This is a genomic window from Streptomyces sp. NPDC018833, assembly GCF_044390825.1.
In the GTDB taxonomy this organism is placed as follows: Bacteria; Actinomycetota; Actinomycetes; order Streptomycetales; family Streptomycetaceae; genus Streptomyces.
On sequence record NZ_JBIRZM010000018.1, the window covers coordinates 29,657 to 52,253 of the forward strand.

General features: G+C 70.7%; 17 protein-coding genes, 1 pseudogene and 1 riboswitch. Of the genes and pseudogenes, 7 read left to right on the top strand and 11 right to left on the bottom strand.

The features are described from left to right. Positions 1 to 2,334: GNAT family N-acetyltransferase (locus tag ACH5AF_RS29085; protein WP_398905653.1), on the bottom strand; the 2,334-nt coding region annotated here is incomplete at its 3' end. Between the two features lie 164 nt (positions 2,335 to 2,498). Between ACH5AF_RS29085 and ACH5AF_RS29090 the strand changes: the two genes are divergently transcribed. Then, positions 2,499 to 2,780, top strand: coding sequence for an HPr family phosphocarrier protein (locus tag ACH5AF_RS29090; RefSeq protein WP_398905656.1), 282 nt, complete (start codon positions 2,499 to 2,501; stop codon positions 2,778 to 2,780). A gap of 187 nt (positions 2,781 to 2,967) precedes the next feature. On the opposite strand, the gene ACH5AF_RS29095 is transcribed toward ACH5AF_RS29090, so the two are convergent. The 4 genes from ACH5AF_RS29095 to ACH5AF_RS29110 form a co-directional block, all read right to left on the bottom strand. Next, positions 2,968 to 3,645: a GntR family transcriptional regulator gene (locus ACH5AF_RS29095; RefSeq protein WP_398905657.1), complete on the bottom strand. Its 678-nt coding sequence runs from the start codon at positions 3,643 to 3,645 to the stop codon at positions 2,968 to 2,970. A 376-nt stretch (positions 3,646 to 4,021) separates the two neighbouring features. Further along, complete coding sequence (locus tag ACH5AF_RS29100) at positions 4,022 to 4,801, bottom strand: M23 family metallopeptidase (protein WP_398905659.1); 780 nt, start codon at positions 4,799 to 4,801, stop codon at positions 4,022 to 4,024. A gap of 13 nt (positions 4,802 to 4,814) precedes the next feature. Further along, a riboswitch (cyclic di-AMP (ydaO/yuaA leader) is annotated at positions 4,815 to 5,006 on the bottom strand. 231 nt (positions 5,007 to 5,237) lie between these two features. After that, entirely contained in the window at positions 5,238 to 6,605 is a 1,368-nt protein-coding gene (locus ACH5AF_RS29105) for a M16 family metallopeptidase (RefSeq protein WP_398905810.1), read from the bottom strand. A 17-nt stretch (positions 6,606 to 6,622) separates the two neighbouring features. Beyond that, entirely contained in the window at positions 6,623 to 7,990 is a 1,368-nt protein-coding gene (locus ACH5AF_RS29110; protein WP_398905661.1) for a M16 family metallopeptidase, read from the bottom strand. A 237-nt stretch (positions 7,991 to 8,227) separates the two neighbouring features. On the opposite strand from ACH5AF_RS29110, the gene ACH5AF_RS29115 reads away from it, so the two are divergent. After that, on the top strand, positions 8,228 to 10,678 hold the full coding sequence (locus ACH5AF_RS29115) for a DNA topoisomerase (ATP-hydrolyzing) subunit A (RefSeq protein WP_398905662.1): 2,451 nt from the start codon (positions 8,228 to 8,230) through the stop codon (positions 10,676 to 10,678). On the opposite strand, the gene ACH5AF_RS29120 is transcribed toward ACH5AF_RS29115, so the two are convergent. Next, positions 10,675 to 11,811, bottom strand: coding sequence for a CobW family GTP-binding protein (locus ACH5AF_RS29120; RefSeq protein WP_398905664.1), 1,137 nt, complete (start codon positions 11,809 to 11,811; stop codon positions 10,675 to 10,677). The two genes, ACH5AF_RS29115 and ACH5AF_RS29120, sit on opposite strands and share 4 nt — an antisense overlap. A 278-nt stretch (positions 11,812 to 12,089) precedes the next feature. On the opposite strand from ACH5AF_RS29120, the gene ACH5AF_RS29125 reads away from it, so the two are divergent. The 4 genes from ACH5AF_RS29125 to ACH5AF_RS29140 all read left to right on the top strand — a co-directional run bounded on the left by ACH5AF_RS29125 (position 12,090) and on the right by ACH5AF_RS29140 (position 15,816). After that, positions 12,090 to 12,779 carry a DUF6082 family protein gene (locus ACH5AF_RS29125; RefSeq protein ID WP_398905666.1) on the top strand — a complete coding sequence of 230 codons (690 nt, stop codon included), beginning with the start codon at positions 12,090 to 12,092 and terminating at the stop codon, positions 12,777 to 12,779. 182 nt (positions 12,780 to 12,961) lie between these two features. Next, positions 12,962 to 13,198 (top strand): hypothetical protein, encoded by a 237-nt coding sequence (locus tag ACH5AF_RS29130; RefSeq protein ID WP_177151644.1) that lies wholly within the window; start codon positions 12,962 to 12,964, stop codon positions 13,196 to 13,198. A 222-nt stretch (positions 13,199 to 13,420) separates the two neighbouring features. Continuing rightward, positions 13,421 to 15,139 (top strand): ATP-binding protein, encoded by a 1,719-nt coding sequence (locus ACH5AF_RS29135; RefSeq protein WP_398905668.1) that lies wholly within the window; start codon positions 13,421 to 13,423, stop codon positions 15,137 to 15,139. Next, positions 15,136 to 15,816: a response regulator gene (locus tag ACH5AF_RS29140; RefSeq protein WP_398905669.1), complete on the top strand. Its 681-nt coding sequence runs from the start codon at positions 15,136 to 15,138 to the stop codon at positions 15,814 to 15,816. The genes ACH5AF_RS29135 and ACH5AF_RS29140 overlap by 4 nt, the downstream gene beginning before the upstream one ends. A gap of 152 nt (positions 15,817 to 15,968) precedes the next feature. On the opposite strand, the gene ACH5AF_RS29145 is transcribed toward ACH5AF_RS29140, so the two are convergent. The 4 genes and pseudogenes from ACH5AF_RS29145 to ACH5AF_RS29160 form a co-directional block, all read right to left on the bottom strand. Further along, a complete protein-coding gene (locus ACH5AF_RS29145) occupies positions 15,969 to 17,561 on the bottom strand; it encodes a cation acetate symporter (protein WP_398905671.1) in 1,593 nt (530 codons plus the stop codon). Continuing rightward, complete coding sequence (locus ACH5AF_RS29150) at positions 17,558 to 18,004, bottom strand: DUF485 domain-containing protein (RefSeq protein ID WP_398905812.1); 447 nt, start codon at positions 18,002 to 18,004, stop codon at positions 17,558 to 17,560. The genes ACH5AF_RS29145 and ACH5AF_RS29150 overlap by 4 nt, the downstream gene beginning before the upstream one ends. A 131-nt stretch (positions 18,005 to 18,135) precedes the next feature. Then, a pseudogene (locus ACH5AF_RS29155) lies at positions 18,136 to 18,627 on the bottom strand (LuxR C-terminal-related transcriptional regulator); the annotation flags it as partial. Between the two features lie 166 nt (positions 18,628 to 18,793). Next, positions 18,794 to 20,920, bottom strand: a complete 2,127-nt coding sequence (locus ACH5AF_RS29160) for a type IIA DNA topoisomerase subunit B (protein WP_398905672.1) — start codon at positions 20,918 to 20,920, stop codon at positions 18,794 to 18,796. A 435-nt stretch (positions 20,921 to 21,355) separates the two neighbouring features. Here ACH5AF_RS29160 and ACH5AF_RS29165 point away from each other — a divergent pair, with 435 nt between their 5' ends. Beyond that, positions 21,356 to 21,586, top strand: coding sequence for a hypothetical protein (locus ACH5AF_RS29165; protein WP_100109587.1), 231 nt, complete (start codon positions 21,356 to 21,358; stop codon positions 21,584 to 21,586). Positions 21,587 to 21,695: 109 nt separating this feature from the next. Here ACH5AF_RS29165 and ACH5AF_RS29170 read toward each other — a convergent pair whose 3' ends face one another. Next, positions 21,696 to 22,541 (bottom strand): S1 family serine peptidase, encoded by an 846-nt coding sequence (locus tag ACH5AF_RS29170; protein WP_398905674.1) that lies wholly within the window; start codon positions 22,539 to 22,541, stop codon positions 21,696 to 21,698. Positions 22,542 to 22,597 lie beyond the last annotated feature (56 nt).

The window sequence follows — 22,597 nt, forward strand, 5'->3', positions numbered from 1 at the left end:
GTCCGCGTTCATCGCAGCGCCATGCCGATCCGCCACGCCCGTGCCCCGGCCATCGCCCGAAGGGGCATCCGACTCCGGCGACGACACGTCCGCGTTCTTGGCGGCGCCGTGCTGGTCCGCCGCCTTCTCGAACGACACGTCCGCGTTCATCGCAGCGCCATGCCGATCCGCCACGCCCGTGCCCCGGCCATCGCCCGAAGGGGCATCCGACTCCGGCGACGACACGTCCGCGTCCACCGGAGCCGTAACCTGACGCCGCCCGTCCGTCGCCGGGACCGCAACGCTGTCGGCCGCCTCCGGCCCGCCCCGTGCGTTCATCTGCGCGGACCCGCCCCGACTGCCGACCGCCTCCGACTCGTCCCGCTCGACCCGGCGGTCCGTCGCCTCCGGCCCGCCGTCGGCGGTCTCGGCGGTCTCCGCCGGCTCGGCCGCTTCGGACGGGCGGTCGGGCGTCGCGCCCGCGCGGGCACGTGGTGACGTGCTCGACGCCGCCGCGAGCGCGTCCGCCAGCGCGCCCATCTCGACGTGCACCACCGCCACCGGCTTCGCCGCACTCGTCGCCGCCGCGTCGCGGAGGGCCGCGGCCAGCACCTCGCCGTCGCCCGATTCCGTGACGCCGTTCTCGCCGACCCACGGGATCGCCGTGACGACGACGGCGTCGCACGCGTCGTCGTCCAGCGCGCGGGCGAGCGCCGCCCGGAAGTCCGCCGGCGTCGCCCCTGTCGTGAGGTCGAGCGGCGGCAGCGGCCGCAGCCCTTCCGCGAGGCACGCGTCGTAGGCGAGGAGCCCGAGTGACTCGGAGTTGCCGAGGATCGCGACCCTCGGCCCGGCGGGCAGCGGCTGCCCGGCGAGCAGCAGCCCCGCGTCGATCAGCTCAGTCACGGTGTCCACCCTGATCACGCCCGCCTGACGCATCAGCGCACCGACCGTCGCGTCCGGCATCCGTGTCACCGGCACCGCGTGCCCCGGCGGCGCACTGCCGCTGTGGCGCGCGCCCTTGACGACGACGACCGGCTTGACGGCCGCCGTGCGCCGGGCGAGCCGGGTGAACTTGCGGGGGTTGCCGAGGGACTCGAGATACAGCAGCACGACGTCCGTGCCGGGGTCCTCGTGCCAGTACTGGAGGAAGTCGTTGCCCGACACGTCCGCGCGGTTGCCGGAAGAGATGAAGGAGGACAGCCCCGCCCCACGCCGGTGCAGTCCCGAGAGCAGTGCGATGCCGATCGCCCCGGACTGGGTGAACAGACCGATCCGCCCGGTCGCCGGGGACTCGGGGGCGAGGGACGCGTTGAGCCGAACGGCGTCCGCTGTGTTGATGATGCCGAAGGCGTTCGGGCCGATGATCCGCATGCCGTACGAGCGGGCCTGCCGCACCAGTTCGCGCTGGCGCTCGCGGCCTGCCGCGCCGCTCTCCGCGTATCCGGCGCTCAGCACCACCAGGCCCTGGACGCCGTGCTCGCCGCAGTCGGCGAGCACCTCGGTCACCCGCTCGGCGGGCACGGCGACGATCGCCAGGTCGACGGGCTCGCCGATGTCGCCGACCGAGCGCACGGCCGGCACGCCCTCCACCTCGGTGCGCCCCTCGGGAAAGGCGCGGTTCACCGCGTACACACGGCCCGTGAAGCCCGCGCCCAGCACATTGCGCAGGGTGGTGCGGCCGACGCCGCCGGGCCGACGGCCCACGCCGATCACCGCGATCGAGCCGGGGGCGAGGAGGCGCTGCACGGAGCGGGCCTCGGCCCGCTGCTCGCGGCCGCGCTGCACGGCGAGGGACTTCTCCGTCGGTTCGAGGTCGAGGGTGAGGTGGACCGAGCCGTCCTCGAAGCTGCGCTTCTGTGTGTATCCGGCATCCCGGAACACCTTGATCATCTTGTTGTTCGCGGGCAGGACCTCCGCCGCGAACCGCCGGATGCCACGTTCGCGCGCGACGGCGGCGATGTGCTCCAGCAGCGCCGACGCGATACCGCGCCCCTGGTGGGCGTCCTGGACGAGGAAGGCGACCTCGGCCTCGTCGGCGGGCGCACTGGCGGGGCGGCCCTGCTCGTTGATCCGGTCGTAGCGGACGGTCGCGATGAACTCGCCGCCGACCGTCATCGCGAGCCCCACCCGGTCCACGTAGTCGTGGTGGGTGAACCGATGCACGTCCTTGTCGGACAACCGGGGATAGGGCGCGAAGAAGCGGTAGTACTTCGACTCGTCGGAGACCTGTTCGTAGAAGCTGACGAGCCGGTCGGCGTCCTCGGTGGTGATCGGCCTGATGCGCGCGGTGCCGCCGTCGCGCAGCACCACGTCTGCTTCCCAGTGATCCGGGTAAGCGTGCTCCGAGGTCTGCATGGGGCAAGCGTACGGCGCGGCCACCGGTCGCGTGGGTGGTTGTGGACGGGCACGCTGAGAGGGCTTCTCAGCGGCCGTGACCACGATCCGGACGCCTTGGGAAGCACGCCGGAACGCATGAGAGACTGGTCTAGACAACCCGTTGAGACTTGAAGGGCAACACCATGGCTGAGCGTCGCGTCAATGTCGGCTGGGCCGAGGGCCTGCACGCCCGCCCCGCGTCCATCTTCGTTCGTGCCGCGACGGCAGCCGGCGTCCCGGTGACGATCGCCAAGGCCGACGGCAACCCCGTCAACGCCGCCTCCATGCTGGCCGTCCTCGGCCTCGGGGCACAGGGCGGCGAGGAGATCGTGCTCGCTTCCGACGCGGGCGGTGCCGACGCCGCGCTGGACCGCCTGGCCAAGCTCGTGGCCGAGGGTCTGGACGAACTCCCCGAGACCGTCTGACCCCCGCATTCCGGTGAGCCGGTCCCGTCCGGCCGACTCACTCGACGACCATGGCAGAGCCGCGGCGTTCCGAAAAAGGAAGCCGCGGCTTTTGCGTTTCCCGTACGTTCACCGGGAACAAATGAATTCGGGCAGCCCGAAAAAGCAGCGGGGCCGAATAAGTCCCCTCTTGTATACGGCTCGATTGTTAATTGCGGATGCTCGCGATGTTTACGGGATGTTGCGAAGTCCTCACCCGCTCCGGGCGCCTCAGCCGGTGTGCGGCCGACGCCCTTTCCACATGCAGTGCCGTGAGCGACCGGGCCCGTTCCACATCGCCGCGCGCCACGGCGTCCACGATCGCGCCGTGCTCGGCCCAGGACTCGACGGGCACGGCCGGCTGGTCGACGGCGTACATCCAGGCGATCTTGTGCCGCAACTGGGTGAGCAGGGCGGTCAGCCCGGGGCTGCCGCAGGCCTGCGCGAGTGTCTCGTGGAACCAGGCACCCAGGGACCGCAGGTCCTCGCCCTGGCCGCGACGGGCCCGTTCCTGACCCAGCCTCACCAGGCCCCGCAGCACCTTCAGATGCGCCTCGGTCCGCCGCTGGGCAGCGCGCGCGGCGCCGAGCGGCTCCAGCAGCATGCGGATCTCCAGGAGGTCGGCCGCCTCCTGTTCGGTGGGCTCGGCGACATGGGCGCCGGCGTGACGCCGGGTGACGACGAAGCCCTCGGACTCCAGCGTGCGCAGCGCCTCGCGCACCGGGACGCGGGAGACCCCGTAGCGGCGGGCGAGGTTCTCCTCGGTGAGCCGGCTGCCGCGCTCGAATACACCGGAGATGATGTCGTCGCGGATCGCCGTGCATACAGAGTGCGCGGGAATGCGCATGTCCGAACCTCCGCCTTGATACGCGCGAAACGCAGCCGACTGACTCGTGTCCAGTGACTCTATTCCAGTCCGCGGGATTTTCCGATGGCCGACCGCATTCCATGGATTCTTTTGGCCGGAAACGGCGGAATGCGATCGTTCGAGCGGCCCGCCCCGCGGACTCGCGATCGGGCAGGGCACGGCGGCACCGCCCCGGGCACGGGACCGACAGGCCACGGCGGCACCGCCCCGCACACGGCACCGCCCCGACACGGGAGCGGGCAGGGGACGGCGGGACGGACCCGGACACAGGACACAGGAGACGCGGGCGGGGCCCACGGACGCGGAAGGCCCCCGGCAGCAGGCAGATTCCAGGGGCCTTCCCAAGAGCCGTCGGTCAGACGCTGACGCCGCGGGCGCGCAGATACGCGACCGGGTTCATGTCGGAGCCGTACTCCGCCGTGGCCCTGGCCTCGAAGTGGAGGTGGGGGCCGGTCGAGTTGCCGGTCGAGCCGGAGAGACCGATCTGCTGACCGGGCATGACCTGCTGGCCGACCGAGACGTTGATCGACGACAGGTGGCCGTACTGGGTGTAGGTGCCGTCGTTCATGCGGAGCACGATGTTGTTGCCGTACGCGCCGCCCCAGCCCGCCTCGACGACGGTGCCGGCACCGACGGCCATGACCGAACTTCCGGACGCGGCACGGAAGTCGACGCCGGAGTGGCTGCCGGAGGACCACAGGGACCCGCCCGCCTGGTAGCCGGTGGTCACGTACGAGCCCGCGACGGGGAGCTGGAAGGAGTTCAGGCGCCGGCGCTCGGCCTCGCGGGCGGCGCGCTCCTTGGCCTCGCGAGCCTCCTTGGCCCGCGCTTCGGCCCTGCGCTTCGCCTCGGCCTCGGCCTTCGCCTTCGCCCGGGCCTTGGCGGCGGCCTCGGCGGCCTCCTGCTTCTGGGCGGCGGCCTGGTCGGCGATCTCGTCGGCGATGGACCCCATGGAGACGATCTGGGTCAGGCCGGTGTCCTCGACCGAGGGCTCGGCTTCGGCGGCGAGTGCCGGAGAGGCGAGGCTTCCGATGACGCCGGTAGTGGCCAGAGTCGCGACTCCGGCGAAACTCGCACTCCTGCGCGTGCGGCGGCTCGGGGCACGGTGCTTCCCGGTGGCACGGGTGAACGCCATGAAAAGGCTGGTCCTTTCCTTCCTTCTCGCCTACCGGGTTAGCTGACGGGTTCGGAGCAGGAAGGTCTCCTACGGGCCCCTCCGCGCGGGCGAAGGCGTCCGATTCACCCCAGGGAATCGACCTCTCGTGCCCGCTGGCGGGCACGGAGGGTGGGTCCCCGGCTCCCCGGGCTCGCGCCTGAAGGGGACTCGGCGATGACTGTCCGATGCCGCGGGTGCGGCGTGATCCAGGCGAACAGCCGGACCGACGCTAGGCAGGTCATCAGCCGATAACCAAACGGACAGCCTGTTTTGTAGCGCATGCCACAGGGCAGACAGGCAGCCTCTCCTGCAAAACGGATAAAGCACGGAACCCCGGCAAAGGACTCGAAGCCGGGGTTCCGCTGGAATCGGCAGCGCTCGTTCTGTACCTGTCCGCCCGACAGGTGGCCTTTGATCAGCCCGTGACGACGGTCACTTCACCGATGCCGAGCGCCCTGACGGGCTCCTCGATCTGCGCCGCGTCGCCGACCAGCACGGTGACCAGACGGTCCACAGGGAACGCGGAGACCGCCGCCGCTGTCGCCTCCACCGTCCCCGCCGCGGCCAGGCGGGCGTACAACTGCGCCTGGTAGTCGTCCGGGAGGTGCTGCTCGACCTGATCGGCGAGCGTGGCCGCGACCGACGCCGCGGTCTCGTACTTCAGCGGGGCCACGCCGACCAGGTTCTGCACGGCCACGTCGCGCTCGGCGTCGGTGAGCCCCTCCGCCGCGAGCGTGCGCAGCACCTTCCACAGGTCGTCGAGCGCGGGACCGGTGTTGGGGGTGTCCACGGAGCCGCTGATGGCCAGCATCGAGGCGCCCGAGCCGTCCGGAGCGGAGAGCAGCACCTGGCCGAAGGCCCGTACGCCGTAGGTGTAGCCCTTCTCCTCGCGCAGGACGCGGTCGAGCCGGGAGGTCAGCGTGCCGCCCAGGCAGTACGTGCCGAGCACCTGGGCGGGCCAGACACTGTCGTGGCGGTCGGGACCGATACGGCCGATGAGCAGCTGCGTCTGCACGGCGCCCGGCCGGTCGACGATGATCACGCGGCTGGTGTCGTCGGCGGTGACGGCAGGCACGGGCCGGGTTTCCGCCTTGTCACCCGTCCAGGCCCCGAGGGTGTCGGCAAGGACGGCGTCCACGTCGATCCCGGACAGGTCGCCGACGATCACGACGGTCGACGTGGCGGGCCGTACATGTGCCTCGTAGAAGGCACGCACGGCAGCAGAGTCGATCCTGGCGACCGTCTCCTCGGTCCCCTGACGCGGGCGCGACACCCTCAGGGACGACGGGAAGAGCTCCTGGGAGAGCTGCTTCGCCGCGCGGCGGGCCGGGTTGGCCATCTCGTGCGGGATCTCGTCGAGCCGGTTGCGCACCAGCCGGTCGACCTCGCCCGCCGCGAAGGCGGGGGCGCGCAGCGCCTCGGCGAGCAGGCCGAGCCCCTTGGGCAGCCGGGAGGCGGGGACCTCCAGGGAGACGCGGACACCGGGGTGGTCCGCGAGCGAGTCGAGCGTGGCGCCGCAGCGCTCCAGCTCGGCGGCGAACTCCTCCGCGCTGTGCTTGTCCGTACCCTCCGACAGGGCGCGCGCCATGATCGTGGCGACGCCGTCGAGCCCCTCGGGCTCGGCCTCCAGCGGGGCGCCGAGGAGGATCTCCACGGCGACGACCTTCTGGCCCGGGCGGTTGCAGCGCAGCACCGTCAGCCCGTTGTCCAGCGTGCCGCGCTCGGGGGCGGGGAAGGCCCAGGGCCGGGCGGTGCCGGGGGTGGGCTGCGGGTGGAACTCCATGGTCACGGCAGCGTCGCTCACTGGTCCGCCCCCTTGTGCTCGTCGTTCTCGTCGGCCGCCGCGGCCTCGTCACTGTCGTCGGCGGAGATGGGCTCGTAGACCAGTACGGCCCGGTTCCGGGGGTGCAGCCGTGCCTCGGCGACCGCCTGCACCTCCTCGGCGGTGACGTCGAGGACGCGCTGCACGGCGGTCAGCGCCAGCTGCGGGTCGCCGAACAGGACGGCGTAACGGCACAGTTCGTCGGCGCGGCCGGCGACGGTGCCGAGCCGGTCGAGCCATTCGCGCTCCAGCTGGGCCTGGGCGCGCTCCATCTCCTCGGGCGTCGGGCCCTCGGCGGCGAACCGCGCGAGCTCCTCGTCGACCGCGGCCTCGATCTGCGGGACCTCGACACCGCCGGACGTCTTGACGTCCAGCCAGCCGAGCGACGGGGCACCGGCCAGGCGCAGCAGCCCGAACCCGGCGGCGACGGCCGTCTGGTCGCGGCGGACCAGGCGGTTGTGCAGGCGGGAGGACTCGCCGCCGCCGAGGACGGTGAGCGCCAGGTCGGCGGCGTCGCACTCGCGGGTGCCGTCGTGCGGGAGACGGTAGGCGGCCATCAGGGCGCGGGCGGGCACCTCCTCGACGATCTCCTCGCGCAGCTGTTCGCCGATGACCTCCGGCAGGGAGCCGTCGCGCGGGGGCTGCTTGCCGTCGTGCGAGGGGATGGAGCCGAAGTACTTCTCGATCCACGCGAGCGTCTGCCGCGGGTCGATGTCGCCGACGACCGACAGGACCGCGTTGTTCGGCGCATAGTACGTGCGGAAGAAAGCGCGGGCGTCTTCGAGGGTCGCCGCGTCGAGGTCGGCCATCGAGCCGATCGGCGTGTGGTGGTAGGGGTGGCCCTCGGGGTAGGCCAGGGCGGTCAGCTTCTCGAACGCCGTGCCGTACGGCACGTTGTCGTAGCGCTGGCGGCGCTCGTTCTTGACGACGTCGCGCTGGTTCTCCATCGACTCGTCGTCGAGCGCGGCGAGCAGCGAGCCCATGCGGTCGGCCTCCAGCCAGAGCGCCAGCTCCAGCTGATGGGTGGGCATGGTCTCGAAGTAGTTGGTGCGCTCGAAGCTGGTGGTGCCGTTCAGCGAGCCGCCGGCCCCCTGCACCAGCTCGAAGTGGCCGTTCCCCTTCACCTGGGCCGAGCCCTGGAACATCAGGTGCTCGAAGAGGTGGGCGAGTCCTGTACGGCCCCTGACCTCGTGGCGGGAGCCGACGTCGTACCAGAGGCAGACCGCGGCGACCGGGGTCAGGTGGTCCTCCGAGAGCACGACGCGCAGGCCGTTGGCCAGGCGGTGCTCGGTCGCTGTCAGGCCGCCGGACCCGGCCTGAGCTGTGGCCGTGTGACCCATGGGCATGTACGTCCCTTCGATCGCGATGCTGGAATTGCTGCCAGACCTGCCACTGTATGCAAGCGCGCAGACACCTGGCGAAGTTCCCGGCCGACGGTGCGCGTTGTTCCCCCGCTCGTGGGCGGCGCCGCCGCGGGGGCCGCGGCCGGCGTAGTACCCGGGTCGCGGTCCGCGCTGTCGGTGGGAAGGTCCACAATGGTCGGCGTCAGATCCAGCCTGGTACGTGAAGGAGCAGCAGCCGCGATGGCCCGCCGCAGCACGAAGACCCCGCCGCCGGACGATTTCGAGGAGAGGATCCTCGACATCGACGTCGTGGACGAAATGCAGGGCTCCTTCCTCGAGTACGCGTACTCGGTGATCTACTCCCGCGCCCTGCCCGACGCCCGCGACGGCATGAAGCCGGTGCACCGCCGCATCGTCTACCAGATGAACGAGATGGGCCTGCGCCCCGACCGCGGCTACGTGAAGTGCGCGCGCGTCGTCGGCGAGGTCATGGGCAAGCTGCACCCGCACGGAGACGCGTCGATCTACGACGCCCTGGTGCGCATGGCGCAGCCGTTCTCGATGCGCCTGCCGCTCGTCGACGGCCACGGGAACTTCGGCTCGCTGGGCAATGACGACCCGCCCGCCGCCATGCGGTACACCGAGTGCCGCATGGCGGATGCCACCAGTTTGATGACGGAGTCGATCGACGAGGACACGGTCGACTTCCAGTCGAACTACGACGGTCAGGAGCGGGAGCCGGTCGCCCTCCCGGCCGCCTACCCGAACCTGCTGGTCAACGGCGCCTCCGGCATCGCGGTCGGCATGGCCACCAACATGCCCCCGCACAATCTGGGCGAGGTCATCGCCGCCGCCCGCCACCTGATCCGATACCCGCACGCGGACCTCGAGGCGCTGATGCGCCACGTGCCCGGTCCCGACCTGCCCACGGGTGGCCGGATCGTCGGCCTGGGCGGGATCAAGGACGCGTACGAGAGCGGTCGCGGCACGTTCAAGATCCGTGCCACCGTGTCCGTCGAGACGGTCACCGCCCGCCGCAAGGGTCTGGTCGTCACCGAACTGCCCTTCGCGGTCGGTCCGGAGAAGGTCATCGCCAAAATCAAGGACCTGGTCTCGGCGAAGAAGCTGCAGGGCATCGCCGACGTCAAGGACCTCACTGACCGCCAGCACGGTCTGCGCCTGGTCATCGAGATCAAGAACGGGTTCATCCCCGAGGCCGTCCTGGAGCAGCTGTACAAGCTGACGCCCATGGAGGAGTCCTTCGGCATCAACAACGTGGCCCTGGTGGACGGTCAGCCGCTCACCCTGGGGCTGAAGGAGCTGCTGGAGGTCTATCTGGACCACCGGTTCGAGGTGGTGCGCCGGCGCAGCGAGTTCCGCCGGACCAAGCGCCGAGACCGGCTGCACCTGGTGGAGGGGCTTCTCGTCGCCCTGCTCGACATCGACGAGGTCATCCGCCTGATCCGCTCCAGCGACAACTCCGCCCAGGCCAAGGAGCGCCTGATCCAGCACTTCTCCCTGAGCGAGATCCAGACGCAGTACATCCTCGACACTCCGCTGCGGCGCCTGACCAAGTTCGACCGGATCGAGCTGGAGAGCGAGCGCGACCGGCTCACCGGCGAGATCGAGGAGCTCACCCGGATCCTGGAGTCGGATACCGAGCTGCGCAAGCTGGTCTCCGCCGAACTGGCCGCGGTGTCCAAGAAGTTCGGCACCCCGCGGCGCACGGTGCTGCTGGAGTCCGCGGGCACACCGGCACCCGCCGCGTCCCTCCAGGTCGCGGACGACCCGTGCCGCGTGCTGCTGTCCTCGACGGGCCTGCTGGCGCGGACCGCCACCGGCGAGCCGCTGGTGGACCACGGCACCCGGCGCACCAAGCACGACGTGATCGTTTCGGCGGTGCTCACGACGCAGCGCGGCGAGGTGGGTGCGGTGACGTCGGCGGGACGGCTGCTGCGCCTGTCGGTGATCGACCTGCCGCAGTTGCCCGACACGGCGTCCGACCCCAACCTCGCGGGCGGTGCGCCGGTCGCGGAGTTCCTGTCGCTGGAGGCGGACGAGAAGATCGTCTGTCTCACCTCGCTGGACGAGTCGTCCCCCGGCCTCGCGCTCGGCACCGCGCAGGGCGTGGTCAAGAGGGTGGTCCCCGACTATCCGTCGAACAAGGACGAGTTGGAGGTCTTCACCCTCAAGGAGGGCGACCGCATCGTGGGCGGCACGGAGCTGCGTTCGGGGGAGGAGGACCTGGTCTTCATCACCTCCGACGCGCAGCTGCTGCGCTTCCCGGCCTCGCAGGTGCGGCCGCAGGGCCGGGCGGCCGGCGGCATGACGGGTATCAAGCTGGCGGAGGGCGCCGAGGTGATCTCGTTCACCGCGGTCGACCCGGCGGGGGAGGCGGTGGTCTTCACGGTGGCCGGCGCGCAGGGCACTCTGGTCGACGGTCCGACGACGGCGAAGCTCACGCCGTTCGACCAGTACCCGCGCAAGGGGCGCGCGACGGGCGGAGTGCGCTGCCAGCGCTTCCTGAAGGGTGAGGACATGCTGGTCCTGGCCTGGGCCGGCGCGGCCCCGGCGCGCGCGGCGCAGAAGAACGGCGCACCGGCGCAGTTGCCGGAGCTCGACCCGCGCCGTGACGGCTCGGGCACGCCCCTGACGTCACCGGTCGCGGTGCTTGCGGGGCCCGCGAGCTAGATCTCGTGACCGGGGGCGCCGGTCCCGTCCGGCTCCCCCGGCGCCTCGTCGCCGTCGGCCTCCCGGGGTACGTAGCGCAGCACGCCCCACATGCTGCGCTCGTCGGGGAGGTCGTCGGATCCGCTCAGCGCGCAGGACTCGACCTCCTTACGGAGCCCTTCGGCGTCGATGCCGGAGCCGATGAGCACGAGCTGCGTCCGGGGCTCCGCACCGGCGGGCCAGGGCTGCGGACAGAAGCGCAGGAAGCGTCCGACCGCGTGCACCGCGTACCGGTTCCGCGGGTCGGCCGCGCCGAAGTCGACGAAGCCCTTGATCCGGTACAGCCCGGCGGGCCTGGAGTCGAGGAACGTCATCAGACGGCGCGGGTGCACCGGCGCGTCCAGGGCCACGGAGACGCTGTCGTACGCGGCGTGCAGATGCCGCTCGTGGCCGCTCTCGTGCGCGTGCTCATGGCTGTACTCGTGGTCGTACGCCTCGGCGTAGAGGTCCTCGAAGGACAGCTGGCGGACCTTCTCGTCCCGCTCGGGCCGTACGGCCGGGTCGAGAAGTAACTCCGGGTCGATGCGGCCGTACTGCGTACTGACGACGGGTGTGCCGCCGGCGAGCCGGGCGAGCGTGTCCCGCAGCCGCTCCAGGCCGGCCCGGCCCACCCGGTCGGTCTTGTTGAGGACGACGAGGTCGGCGATCGCGAGATGCCGGTCGATCTCGGGATGCCGGGCCCTGGTGGCGTCGAACTCGGCGGCGTCGACGACCTCGGCCAGCCCTCCGTAGACGATGCGGGGGTTGTCGCTGGCGAGAATCATCCGCACGAGCTCCTGCGGCTCGGCCAGCCCCGACGCCTCGACGACGATGACGTCGATCCGTGCCGAGGGCCGGGTGAGCTTGTCCAGATAGTCGTCCAGCTCGCTCGCGTCGACGGCGCAGCAGAGGCAGCCGTTGCCGAGGGAGATCGTCGAACCGACCTGTCCGGCAACGGTCATGGCGTCGATCTCGATCGATCCGAAGTCGTTGACGACGACGCCGATGCGGTTGCCGCCGTTGCGCCGCAGCAGATGGTTGAGCAGCGTGGTCTTCCCGGATCCGAGGAAGCCCGCGAGGACGACGACGGGGATCTGGGACCTGGTCGGGCTCACTGCTGCACCTCGGTCGGTTCGACTGCTCCGGCGGCCCAGGATAAGGGCGCGAGACGAAGTGAACGATTGTTAGCAGCGCGTACCGGGCACACATTCGACACGGCCCATGGACGTACGCCGCAGCGTTCCCTCCGTGCGCCGTTATCTCCGCCTCCCCGCCGGTCAACGCCGCTCGGCACTCTGGGAGTCAGCAGACATGCAGTCGACGACCGCTCGCGGTGCCCTGCGCCGCGCACTCCGCCCGGTTCGGTGGACGGTCGCCTGTTTCGGGGGTTGACATGGGCACACAGGGAAATCGGCAGCAGCGAGGGGTGGCGGCAGGCATCGCGCTCGTCCTCGCCTCCGCGACGGGCATGGTCGGACTGGTCGCCGCGCTCAGCCTGGTCATCAGCTCGTCGATGGAGGCACTCGCGCCCGACACCGACGTCTCCGCCGCCAACGCCGTCTTCTCCGGTCTGGCCTTCGGCGCGGTCCTTGTCGCCCTGGTGATCCAGCACGGCCAGATGCGCAGGCAGAACTCCAGCCTCGCCACCCAGCTGAAACACATGGAGGCAGCCAACGGCTACCAGCGGCGCGCCGACATCACGAGCCAGCACCGGCTCCAGTTCGAGCTGCTGTCCAAGGCCATGGACGATCCGGATCTCGCCGCGGTGCTCAACGCGTACGGCGACGACGTCTCGCCCGTGAGGCAGCGCCAGTACCTGTACGCCAACGCCCTCTACAGCAATCTCCTTCACGCCTACCGGATCGGTTCGACCAGCGAGCGGGACCTGCGGGGCCATGTGAAGGTGATCTGCCGCAGCCCGCTCTTCCACGACTACTGGCAGGCGACCCGGCCGCACCGCGCTGAGTTGCCGTACGAGTCCGACGAGGCCAGGCTGGGGCGGATGGTCGACCGGGTGATCGACGAGGTCCAGCGGGGTGAGGGGGAGGTCCAGCGGGGTGACCGACCAGGTCCAGCGGGGTGACCGACCAGGTCCAGCGGGGTGACCGACCAGGTCCGGCGGGGTGACCGACCAGGTCCAGCGGGGTGACCGGGGAGCAACGTCCTCGTTTCACCTGTGTGCAACCGGGGACCGCAGCGGACCGAGCGTGACACACTGCGCCCCAGCCGTGTCATCCCTCTCTCCACACACAAGGATCGGCGCCAGTGAAGATCGTTCGTAGGATCGGAGCCTCTCCTCGCGAGCGCGGAAGCCTGTCCGGGCAGACCTGCCCGGACATTTTCGAGCTCAGCGACGGCCGCTTCGCCGTGATCGGCACCGAGGCGACGGAAGACCTCGACAAGGAGCTTCCCGCCGACGCCGCCCGCGCGGACTACGAGCGCATCGTGATCATCAGTCGCGAAACGCTCATCAGAGCCAAGGCCGACATCCCCGACGCGTAACGGCCGGCGGGGACCGTAACGTGCTCGGCACCGACCGGTGCCGGGCACGTCGTCGTTCGTAAGCGGCTGTGCCGTGACGCGCTGAGCTGTGGGGACGCCGGCGGGACGTGCCGTGGTGGCCCCGGCGGGCCGGCAGGAGTGTGCGTCAGCGGCCGGGGCGCGGTCCCCTTGGCGGAGCCATCCATTTCGCGATGGCGGCCGTGCCGTTTACCGTTCTGAGGCATGAGTCCCGTACCGACCGCCACCACCCGGCGACGCCGGTTCGGCTGGCCTCAGCGGGTCTTCTCCCAGGTCCTGCTCATGCAGCTGGCCATCGCCACAGGTGTCACCGCGCTGGCCACCGGCCTGTTCCTCGCACCGCTCAGCTCCCAGCTCGACGACCAGGCGATGCGGCGCGCCCTCGCCATCGCCCAGACCACCGCCTCCCCGGAGCTCGCCGACGAGCTGACCGGCTCCCGCCCGACCGCTGACGGCCCCGTGCAGCAGGAGGCCGAACGGATCAGGCTGTCCACCGGCGCCGAGTACATCGTCGTCATGAACGACAACGGCGTCCGCTGGTCGCACACCTCCCCCTCCGAGATCGGGCGCATCGTCTCCACCGACCCGAGTGACGCCCTCGCCGGCCATGAGGTGATGGAGATCGACAGCGGCACCCTCGGCCGCTCCGCGCGGGGCAAGGTGCCGCTCCGGGACGACGAGGGCCGGATCGTGGGGGCCGTGTCGGTCGGTATCGAGTACGACAGCGTCCGGGCCCGGCTGCTCGCCGCGATCCCCGGCCTCATCGCCTATGCGGGCGGCGCCCTGGCCGTCGGCGCGCTCGCCGCCTACCTGATCTCCCGCAGGATCCAGCGGCAGACCCATGACCTCGCCTTCTCCGACATCTCGGCGCTGCTCGCCGAACGCGAGGCGATGCTCCACAGCATCCGGGAGGGCGTCGTGGCCCTCGACCGGTCCGGGCGGATCCGGCTGCTCAACGACGAGGCGCAGCGCCTGCTGGGTGTCGGCCCCGATGTCACAGGCCGGCCCCTGGACGAGGTGCTGGGCCAGGGTCGTACGACCGACGTCCTGGCGGGCCGGGTCAGCGGTGAGGACCTGCTGACCGTACGCGGCAGCCGCGTGCTCATCGCGAACCGTATGCCGACCGACGACGGCGGCGCCGTCGTGACTCTGCGCGACCGCACCGAACTGGAGCAGCTGGGCCGGGAACTGGACTCGACCCGGGGACTGATCGACGCTCTGCGGGCCCAGGACCACGAGCACGCCAACCGGATGCACACGCTCCTCGGCCTGCTGGAACTGCAGATGCACGAGGACGCCGTGGAGTTCGTGACCGAGGTCGTCGGTGTGCACCGGGCCACCGCGGAGCAGGTCACGGAGAAGATCCACGATCCGCTGCTCGCCGCATTGCTGGTGGGCAAGGCGACCGTGGCGGCCGAGCGCGGCGTGTCGCTGCGCATCGCGCCCGCGACGCTGCTGCCGGACCGGCTGGTGGATCCGCGCGGGCTGGTGACGGTCGTGGGCAATCTCGTCGACAACGCACTGGACGCGGCCGCGGGCACACCGGACGCGACGGTCGAGGTGGAGCTGTACGCGGAGGGCCGCACGGTCGTGCTGCGCATCGCTGACAGCGGGCCGGGGGTGCCGGCTGGGCAGCGTGAGCTGATCTTCACCGAGGGCTGGTCGACGAAGGAGTTGCCCGCGCACGGCAAGCGCGGGCTCGGCCTCGCGCTGGTGCGCAGGTTCGCCGAACGGCAGGGCGGCAGCGCGGTGGTGCGCGAGGCTGCGGGCGGCGGCGCCGAGTTCACCGTCGTCCTGCCGGAGGCACTGGCGGAGGCACTGGCGGAGGCAATGGCGGAGGCACTGGCGGAGCAGCCGCTCCCGGCGAGGGGGCCGGCGCAGACGGTGGCGGCCGCCGCTGAGAAGACGCGCGACCCACGATGATCGACGTGCTGGTCGTGGACGACGACGTCCGGGTCGCCGAGATCAACGCGGCCTATGTCGCCAAGGTGCCGGGCTTCCAGGTCGCCGCCGTCGCTCACTCGGCCGCCGAGGCGCTGGCCCGGATCGCCGGGACGCCGGTGGATCTGATCCTGCTCGACCACCACCTGCCGGACGAGAACGGCCTCGCCGTGGTCCGGGAGCTGCGCCGCCTCGGCCATCAGACCGATGTGATCATGGTGACGGCGGCCCGCGACGTGGCCACGGTGCAGGCCGCCATGCGGCACGGTGCACTCCAGTACCTGGTGAAGCCGTTCAACTTCGCCGGGCTGCGCGCCAAGCTGGAGGCGTACGCGACCCTGCGGCGCGCCCTCGACGCGGGCGGCGAGGCGGAGCAGGGCGAGGTGGACCGGATCTTCGGCGTCCTGTCGGCCGGATCGGTCACCCCGGAGCTGCCGAAGGGGCACTCCACGACGACGGCCGAGCTGGTGCGCCAGGTCCTGCTGGCTGCCGAGGGCCCACTGTCCGCCCAGGAGATCGCGGAGCGGGCGGGTATCAGCCGGCAGACCGCACAGCGCTACCTGAAGCTGCTGGAACGGACGAACCGGGTCCGCCTGAGCCTCAAGTACGGCGAGACCGGCCGTCCCGAGCACCGCTACTCCTGGACGACCAGCGGCTGAACCTCTGGCGTCCCGACTCGCGCCGCAGGCGCGAGCTGTGTCAGTCGTCCACAACGGCGACGGCGAGCCGGCGCAGCCGATCGTGGTCCACGATGAGATCGGTCTCGGTGATCCGAGCCGCGCTCGATGCCGGAAGCCCGCACCGGCCCGCCCTATGCGGCGCCGGCCCCGGTCAGCGCACGCACCTCGGTCTCCGCGTGCCGGGCCGCATCCGGCGGCTCCGACGACGTGACGGTGCCGATCCAGCCGGCGAGGAAGCCCAGCGGGATCGAGACCAGTCCCGGGTTCTCCAGCGGGAAGACATGGAAGTCCACGCCCGGGAACAGCGCCTGAGGGCTTCCGGACACCACGGGTGACAGCACCACGAGCAGCACAGAGGGAACGAGACCTCCGTACACCGACCACATCGCTCCTCGGGTGGTGAATTTGCGCCAGAACAGCGAGTAGAGCAGGACGGGGAGGTTCGCGGACGCGGCGACCGCGAACGCCAGGCCCACCAGAATGGCAACGTTCAGATCCCGGGCCAGCAGGCCGAGCGCGATCGCGACCGCGCCGATCCCGACGGCCGCGACGCGTGCGACCGCGACCTCGCCGTACCGGCCGCCGTCCCGTCGCCTCAGCGACGCGTACAGGTCGTGCGCGACCGAAGCCGAGGACGCCAGCGTGATACCGGCGACGACCGCGAGGATCGTCGCGAAGGCCACGGCGGCGACCACCGCGAAGAGCACGGTGCCTCCGGTCGAACCCGCTCCCCCACCGAGGTCGAGGGCGAGCAGCGGCACGGCGGTGTTCCCCGCGGCGTTCGAGGCGCGTACCTCGTCCGTGCCGACCACGGCCGCGGCGCCGAAGCCGAGCACGATCGTCATCAGGTAGAAGCCGCCGATGAGACCGATGGCCCACACGACCGAGCGGCGGGCGGCCCGCGCGGTCGGCACGGTGTAGAAGCGCGACAGGATGTGCGGCAGTCCTGCCGTACCCAGCACCAGTGCCAGGCCGAGGCTGATGAAATCGAGGCGTGCGGTCCAGTCACCTCCGTACCGGAGGCCGGGCGCGAGGAACTCCCTGCCGTAACCGCTGCGGTCCGCAGCCGAGACGAGCAGCTGGTTGATGTCGCCGCCGAACCGCATCAGCACAAGCACGGTCATCGCGCTCGCGCCCGCCATCAGCAGCACGGCCTTCACGATCTGGATCCAGGTGGTGGCTCGCATCCCTCCCATCGAGACATAGATCACCATCAGGGCACCCACGCCGACGACGGTCCACGAGCGCGCGGCTTCGCTCGTCCCGCCGAGCAGCAGCGCGACGAGGGACCCGGCTCCCACCATCTGCGCCACCAGATACAGAACGGACACGGTGACCGAGGAAGTTCCCGATGCGATGCGGACGCGCCGCTCCTTCATCCGCGAGGCGACGACATCGGCGAGAGTGAACCGGCCGCAGTTGCGGACCAGTTCCGCGACGAGGAGGAGAACGACGAGCCAGGCGACCAGGAATCCGACCGAGTAGAGCATTCCGTCGTAGCCGAACAGGGCGATGAGGCCGGAGATACCGAGGAAGGACGCGGCCGACATGTAGTCGCCCGCGATCGCGAAGCCGTTCTCCATCGGGGTGAAGAGCCGTCCGCCGGCGTAGAACTCCTCGGCCGAACCGCGCCTGTTGCGGCCTGCCCAGGTCGTGATGCCGAGGGTGACCGCGATGAACGCGCTGAACAGCAGCAGCGCCAGGGCCTGGTGATCGCCGCTCAACGCCCGGCTCCCCTGGTCATTTCCTGGGTGTCCCAGCGCAGATCGAGCGCGGCGCGATCGCGCCGGTGCCGGGCATGACGGGCATACGCCCAGGTCAGCAGGAACGTGGTGAGGAACTGCGCCAATCCTGCGACCATCGCCACGTTCACCGCGTCGGCGACCGGGCGGGCCATCAGGTCCGGGGCGGTGGTCGCGGCCACCACGTAGGCGAGGTACCAGAGGAAGAAGGCGACGGATGCCGGCACGACGAACCGCCGGTAGCGGCGGCGCACTTGCTGGAAGGCGGGGCTGCGCTGCACCTCGAGGTAGATCTCAGCGGCGCTCGGGCCGGTCTCGCGCTGCTGCGCGGGAGCGGGCGGCGTCACCGGGACCTGGCCGCCGGTGCTGTCCATCCGGCCCCAGCCGGAGGCCGGCGCGTCGCACCACGGGTCCTCGAGCCGCACCGCCGACGCGCTGTGCCCTTCCCTCTCGTCCACGCTCAACTCTCCTTGTCAACAAACCGTTTCGGCCCGCGTGCACAAGTATGGACAGAGCGGGAAGATCCCGGACTCTTCTCTCCCTGGTCTTCACCCCATCAAGTGACGCCCGTCCCTGGTGGCTGAGCGAGTCCTTCCCGACAGGCGTAGCGCACCGCCTGGGCACGGTCATGGAGGTCGGCCTCCGTGAAGAGGTTGTTGATGTGGGTCTTCACCGTCGCCGTGGAGATGCCCAGCCGCCGCGCGATGTCCGCGTTGCCGAGGCCCTCGGCGATCAGGGAGAGCACTTCGCCCTCGCGGGCCGTCAGCCCGTCGGGCAGGCGTGGGCCGGCCGGCCGGGGTTCGGCGATGACCTGCTCCAGCAGCCGCTGCTGGACGACCGCGGAGAGTCCGGCCCGGCGCGCCATGACGTCCTGGACGGCGCGGCCCGATCTCGTCGCCGTCCGCATCCATGGTGAACCCGCGACCCTGCTCGCCGGGCGGGGAAGAGCGAGTCGTCGTCCGCGTAGGTGGTGAGCACGACGACCTGTGTCGCGGGATGCTCGCCGCGGATCCGGCGGGTCGCCTCCACCGTCGCAGCGCGGATGTCGAGCGCGATGGGCGCGCCCGGGGGATCCCGATCCGGGACAGCGCCTCGCGCGTCGGCGGGCACCCCGGCCTCCTCCGTCCGCGCTGATGCTACGGAGGCGGGACCGGCACCGGATCGGACCGCGGGAGGAACCAGGGGTGGAGCTTGCCTCCACCCCTGGGGGCCCGTCAGGCGTCGATGCGCGAGCGGTCGAGCGTGGCCGCCGAGCCGGTGATGAACTCCTTGCGGGGCGCGACCTCGTTGCCCATCAGCAGGTCGAAGACTTGCTCGGACGCCTCGAGGTCGCCGATGTTGATCCGGCGCAGGGTGCGGTGGCGCGGGTCCATCGTGGTCTCCGCCAGCTGGTCCGCGTCCATCTCGCCGAGGCCCTTGTAGCGCTGGATGGAGTCCTTGAAGCGGACGCCCTTGCGCTGGAACTCCAGCAGCGTCTGCCGCAGCTCGTTGTCCGAGTACGTGTAGACGTACTTGTCCTGGCCCTTCTTCGGCTGGATCAGCTCGATCCGGTGCAGCGGCGGCACGGCGGCGAACACCCGGCCGGTCTCCACCATCGGCCGCATGTAGCGCTGGAAGAGGGTGAGCAGCAGGCAGCGGATGTGCGCGCCGTCGACATCAGCGTCGACCAGCAGCACGATCTTTCCGTAGCGCGCGGCGTCGATGTCGAAGGTCCGGCCGGAGCCAGCCCCTATGACCTGGATGATCGCGCCGCACTCGGCGTTCTTCAGCATGTCCGAGACGGACGACTTCTGGACGTTGAGGATCTTGCCGCGGATCGGCAGCAGCGCCTGGAACTCACTGTTGCGCGCCAGCTTGGCCGTACCGAGCGCGGAGTCCCCCTCGACGATGAAGAGCTCGCTGCGCTCCACGTCGTCGCTGCGGCAGTCGGCGAGCTTGGCCGGCAGGGACGAGGACTCCAGGGCCGTCTTGCGGCGCTGCGCCTCCTTGTGCTGCCGGGCCGCGATGCGCGTACGGGCGGCTGCGACGGCCTTCTCGAGCACGGCACGAGCCTGGGCCTTGGCGTCCCGCTTGGTGGACGTCAGGAAGGCCTTGAGCTCCTTGGCCACCACGTTGGCGACGATCCGGTTGGCGGCGGAGGTGCCGAGGACCTCCTTGGTCTGGCCCTCGAACTGCGGCTCGGCCAGCCGGACGGTCACGACCGCGGTCAGGCCCTCGAGGGCGTCGTCCTTGACGATGTCGTCCTCGGCGACGCGCAGCAGCTTGGCGGAGCGCAGGACCTCGTTCATCGTCTTGGTCACCGAGCGCTCGAAGCCGGTGACGTGGGTGCCGCCCTTGGGCGTGGCGATGATGTTGACGAAGGACTTCACCGTGGTGTCGTAACCGGTGCCCCAGCGCATGGCGATGTCGACGCCGAGCTCCCGGGTGACCTCGGTCGGGGTCATGTGACCGCGGTCGTCGAGTACCGGCACGGTCTCCTTGAAGGTGCCGTGGCCGGTCAGCCGCAGTACGTCGCAGACCGCCTTGTCCTGCGCCAGGTAGTCACAGAACTCGCTGATCCCGCCATCGAAGCGGAACGTCTCCACGCTCTTGCCTTCGCCGTCACCGCCGGCCGGGCCGCGCTCGTCACGGACGACGATGGTCAGCCCGGGCACGAGGAAGGCGGTCTGGCGGGCGCGCTGGTAGAGCGTCTCCAGCGACAGCCTGGCGTCCTTGAGGAAGATCTGGCGGTCCGCCCAGTAGCGCACGCGCGTGCCGGTGCGGGCCTTGGGCACACGCTTGCCCTTCAGGAGCCCGTTGGCCGGGTCGAAGGGGGCGTCGGGACCGGACTCGGTGAAGATGCCGGGCACACCACGCCGGAAGCTGATCATGTGGGTAGCGCCGTTGCGGTCCACCTCGACGTCGAGACGGGAGGAGAGCGCGTTCACCACGGAGGCGCCGACTCCGTGGAGACCGCCGGAGGCCGCGTACGACCCGCCGCCGAACTTGCCGCCGGCGTGCAGCTTGGTCATCACGACCTCGACGCCCGACAGGCCGGTCTTGGGCTCGACGTCGACCGGGATGCCACGGCCGTTGTCCCGGACCTCGACGGACCCGTCCTCGTGGAGGATGACCTCGATGTGGTCGCAGTGGCCACCGAGGGCCTCGTCCACGGAGTTGTCGATGATCTCCCAAAGGCAGTGCAGCAGGCCGCGACTGTCGGTCGACCCGATGTACATGCCAGGTCGCTTACGGACAGCCTCGAGCCCCTCCAGGACGAGCAGGTGCCGCGCGGTGTAGTTGGAACCGTCACGGTCTGCGGTCAGCAGCGCTGTGGACGGCACGGACGTTTCGGCGGTCACGCGGTTCGCTCCTCGCTGAATTTCAGATGTGGCCAAGTGGGGTAAAGGCCCGGGCGTCGGTCGCCGCACAGAGCGTACCGAGGCCTGGTAGAGCCGATGTAACGCCACCCACGTGATTTCTCATGCTAGTCCAGCATCGTATGAGTGTTCGATCCCTCGATGGGGTGACGTGCACATCACGTTCCCTTCCACGCATGAACCATTTAGGCTCCGGGCACGTCCTCATGAACAACCGGCAACCCAGCCGGGAGGGCCAAACGAGACAAGCAACGCGAAATCCGTAGAGCGCAGCAATACGGCTCATTCGCCGCCAACCGGCAACAGACAGCCACCTCGGGAAAAATATTTCGAGGGAAAGCCCCGAGCGGGAACGTTTTCGGGCTGGTTGGATGTTGCCCCTGGTACGACAGCTCGTCGAGCTAGAGAAGAGGCGACGTGACTACTGTTCTGACCCCCGCGAGCCCCCTGACGGCCGCTGACCGTTGCGACCGTTGCGGCGCCCAGGCCTATCTGCGCGTCGTCCTGATCAGCGGTGGTGAACTGCTCTTCTGCGCCCATCACGGACGCAAGTTCGAGCCGGAACTCAAGAAGATCGCCGCGGAGATACAGGATGAGACGGACCGACTGACGGCTGTTCCGGCCGGGGCCGGCGAAGAGGACCACTGAGACCTCGCATCCACGACGAGCCATGGGCCGGTCGAGGATCGGCAGCGGGCGGCCGCCCCTGGACACAGGGGGCGGCCGCCCGCTTTCACAGGGTGACCCCGACAACGGGTCACCGGGCTGCTGCCGTGACGCCCTCCCCGACCGAGGGGGCGACGGTCGAGACCCGGGTGTAGACGCCGGGCGTCTCAGGGCGGCCGCAGCCGCTGCCCCACGACACGATGCCGATGAGCCGCCCCTGCGCGACCAGCGGGCCTCCGCTGTCCCCCTGACAGGCGTCGTGGCCGCCCTGCGGGTCTCCGGCGCAGAGCATGGTGGTCTTCTTGTACCGGCCGCCCAGTCCGCCCGGGTACGCCCGTTCACAGGTCTCGTCCGGCAGTACGGACACATGGGCCGCGCGTAGCGTGGGCGCGTAGCGACCGCCACCGATCGTGTCGCCCCAGCCATAGACCGTGGCACCGGTTCCGGTTTTGTACACCGCCTCCCCCGCCTTCGCGACCGGAAGCACGCTGGCCTGCGGCACGGCCTCCGCCAGGGTGAGCACCGCCATGTCGGCACTGTTGGTGTTGGGGTCGTACGCCGGAGACACCCAGCTGGACTTCACTGCGATCTCCCGCCCTCCGCCGCCGTCGAGCTTCGACCGGCCGGAGATGACACGCAGATCCCGTACCGCGCTCACCTCCTTGCCCAGCACGGCCCGGCTCAGGCAGTGGGCGGCCGTCATCACCTTCGTGGGCGCGACGACCACGCCGCCGCAGAACTGTCCGGCCCGCGTTGGGCCGAACCGGTCACGGCTGGACAGCGCCACGACCCAGGGACTGTCCTGGGCCCGCACCTCGTAGCCGCCGACGACCACGCTGTCGGCGGCGGCGGGACGGGGCATCACCAGTGGTGCCACGACCGCAGCGGCGAGGAGGGCCAGCACTCCGGCCGGGCCTCGGACGGTGGAACGACGCATACGGCCTCCTGACTCTGCGTGAACTGTGTGCACTCAGAGTCGTGCAGAGTGCCGTC

Coding starts and splice junctions, on each gene's coding strand:
- ACH5AF_RS29125 (WP_398905666.1), top strand. CDS start 12,090: ATGGGCACACAGGGAAATCGGCAGCAGCGAGGGGTGGCGGCAGGCATC.
- ACH5AF_RS29105 (WP_398905810.1), bottom strand. CDS start 6,605: ATGGAGTTCCACCCGCAGCCCACCCCCGGCACCGCCCGGCCCTGGGCC.
- ACH5AF_RS29135 (WP_398905668.1), top strand. CDS start 13,421: ATGAGTCCCGTACCGACCGCCACCACCCGGCGACGCCGGTTCGGCTGG.
- ACH5AF_RS29170 (WP_398905674.1), bottom strand. CDS start 22,541: ATGCGTCGTTCCACCGTCCGAGGCCCGGCCGGAGTGCTGGCCCTCCTC.
- ACH5AF_RS29100 (WP_398905659.1), bottom strand. CDS start 4,801: ATGGCGTTCACCCGTGCCACCGGGAAGCACCGTGCCCCGAGCCGCCGC.
- ACH5AF_RS29090 (WP_398905656.1), top strand. CDS start 2,499: ATGGCTGAGCGTCGCGTCAATGTCGGCTGGGCCGAGGGCCTGCACGCC.
- ACH5AF_RS29095 (WP_398905657.1), bottom strand. CDS start 3,645: ATGCGCATTCCCGCGCACTCTGTATGCACGGCGATCCGCGACGACATC.
- ACH5AF_RS29110 (WP_398905661.1), bottom strand. CDS start 7,990: ATGCCCATGGGTCACACGGCCACAGCTCAGGCCGGGTCCGGCGGCCTG.
- ACH5AF_RS29140 (WP_398905669.1), top strand. CDS start 15,136: ATGATCGACGTGCTGGTCGTGGACGACGACGTCCGGGTCGCCGAGATC.
- ACH5AF_RS29115 (WP_398905662.1), top strand. CDS start 8,228: ATGGCCCGCCGCAGCACGAAGACCCCGCCGCCGGACGATTTCGAGGAG.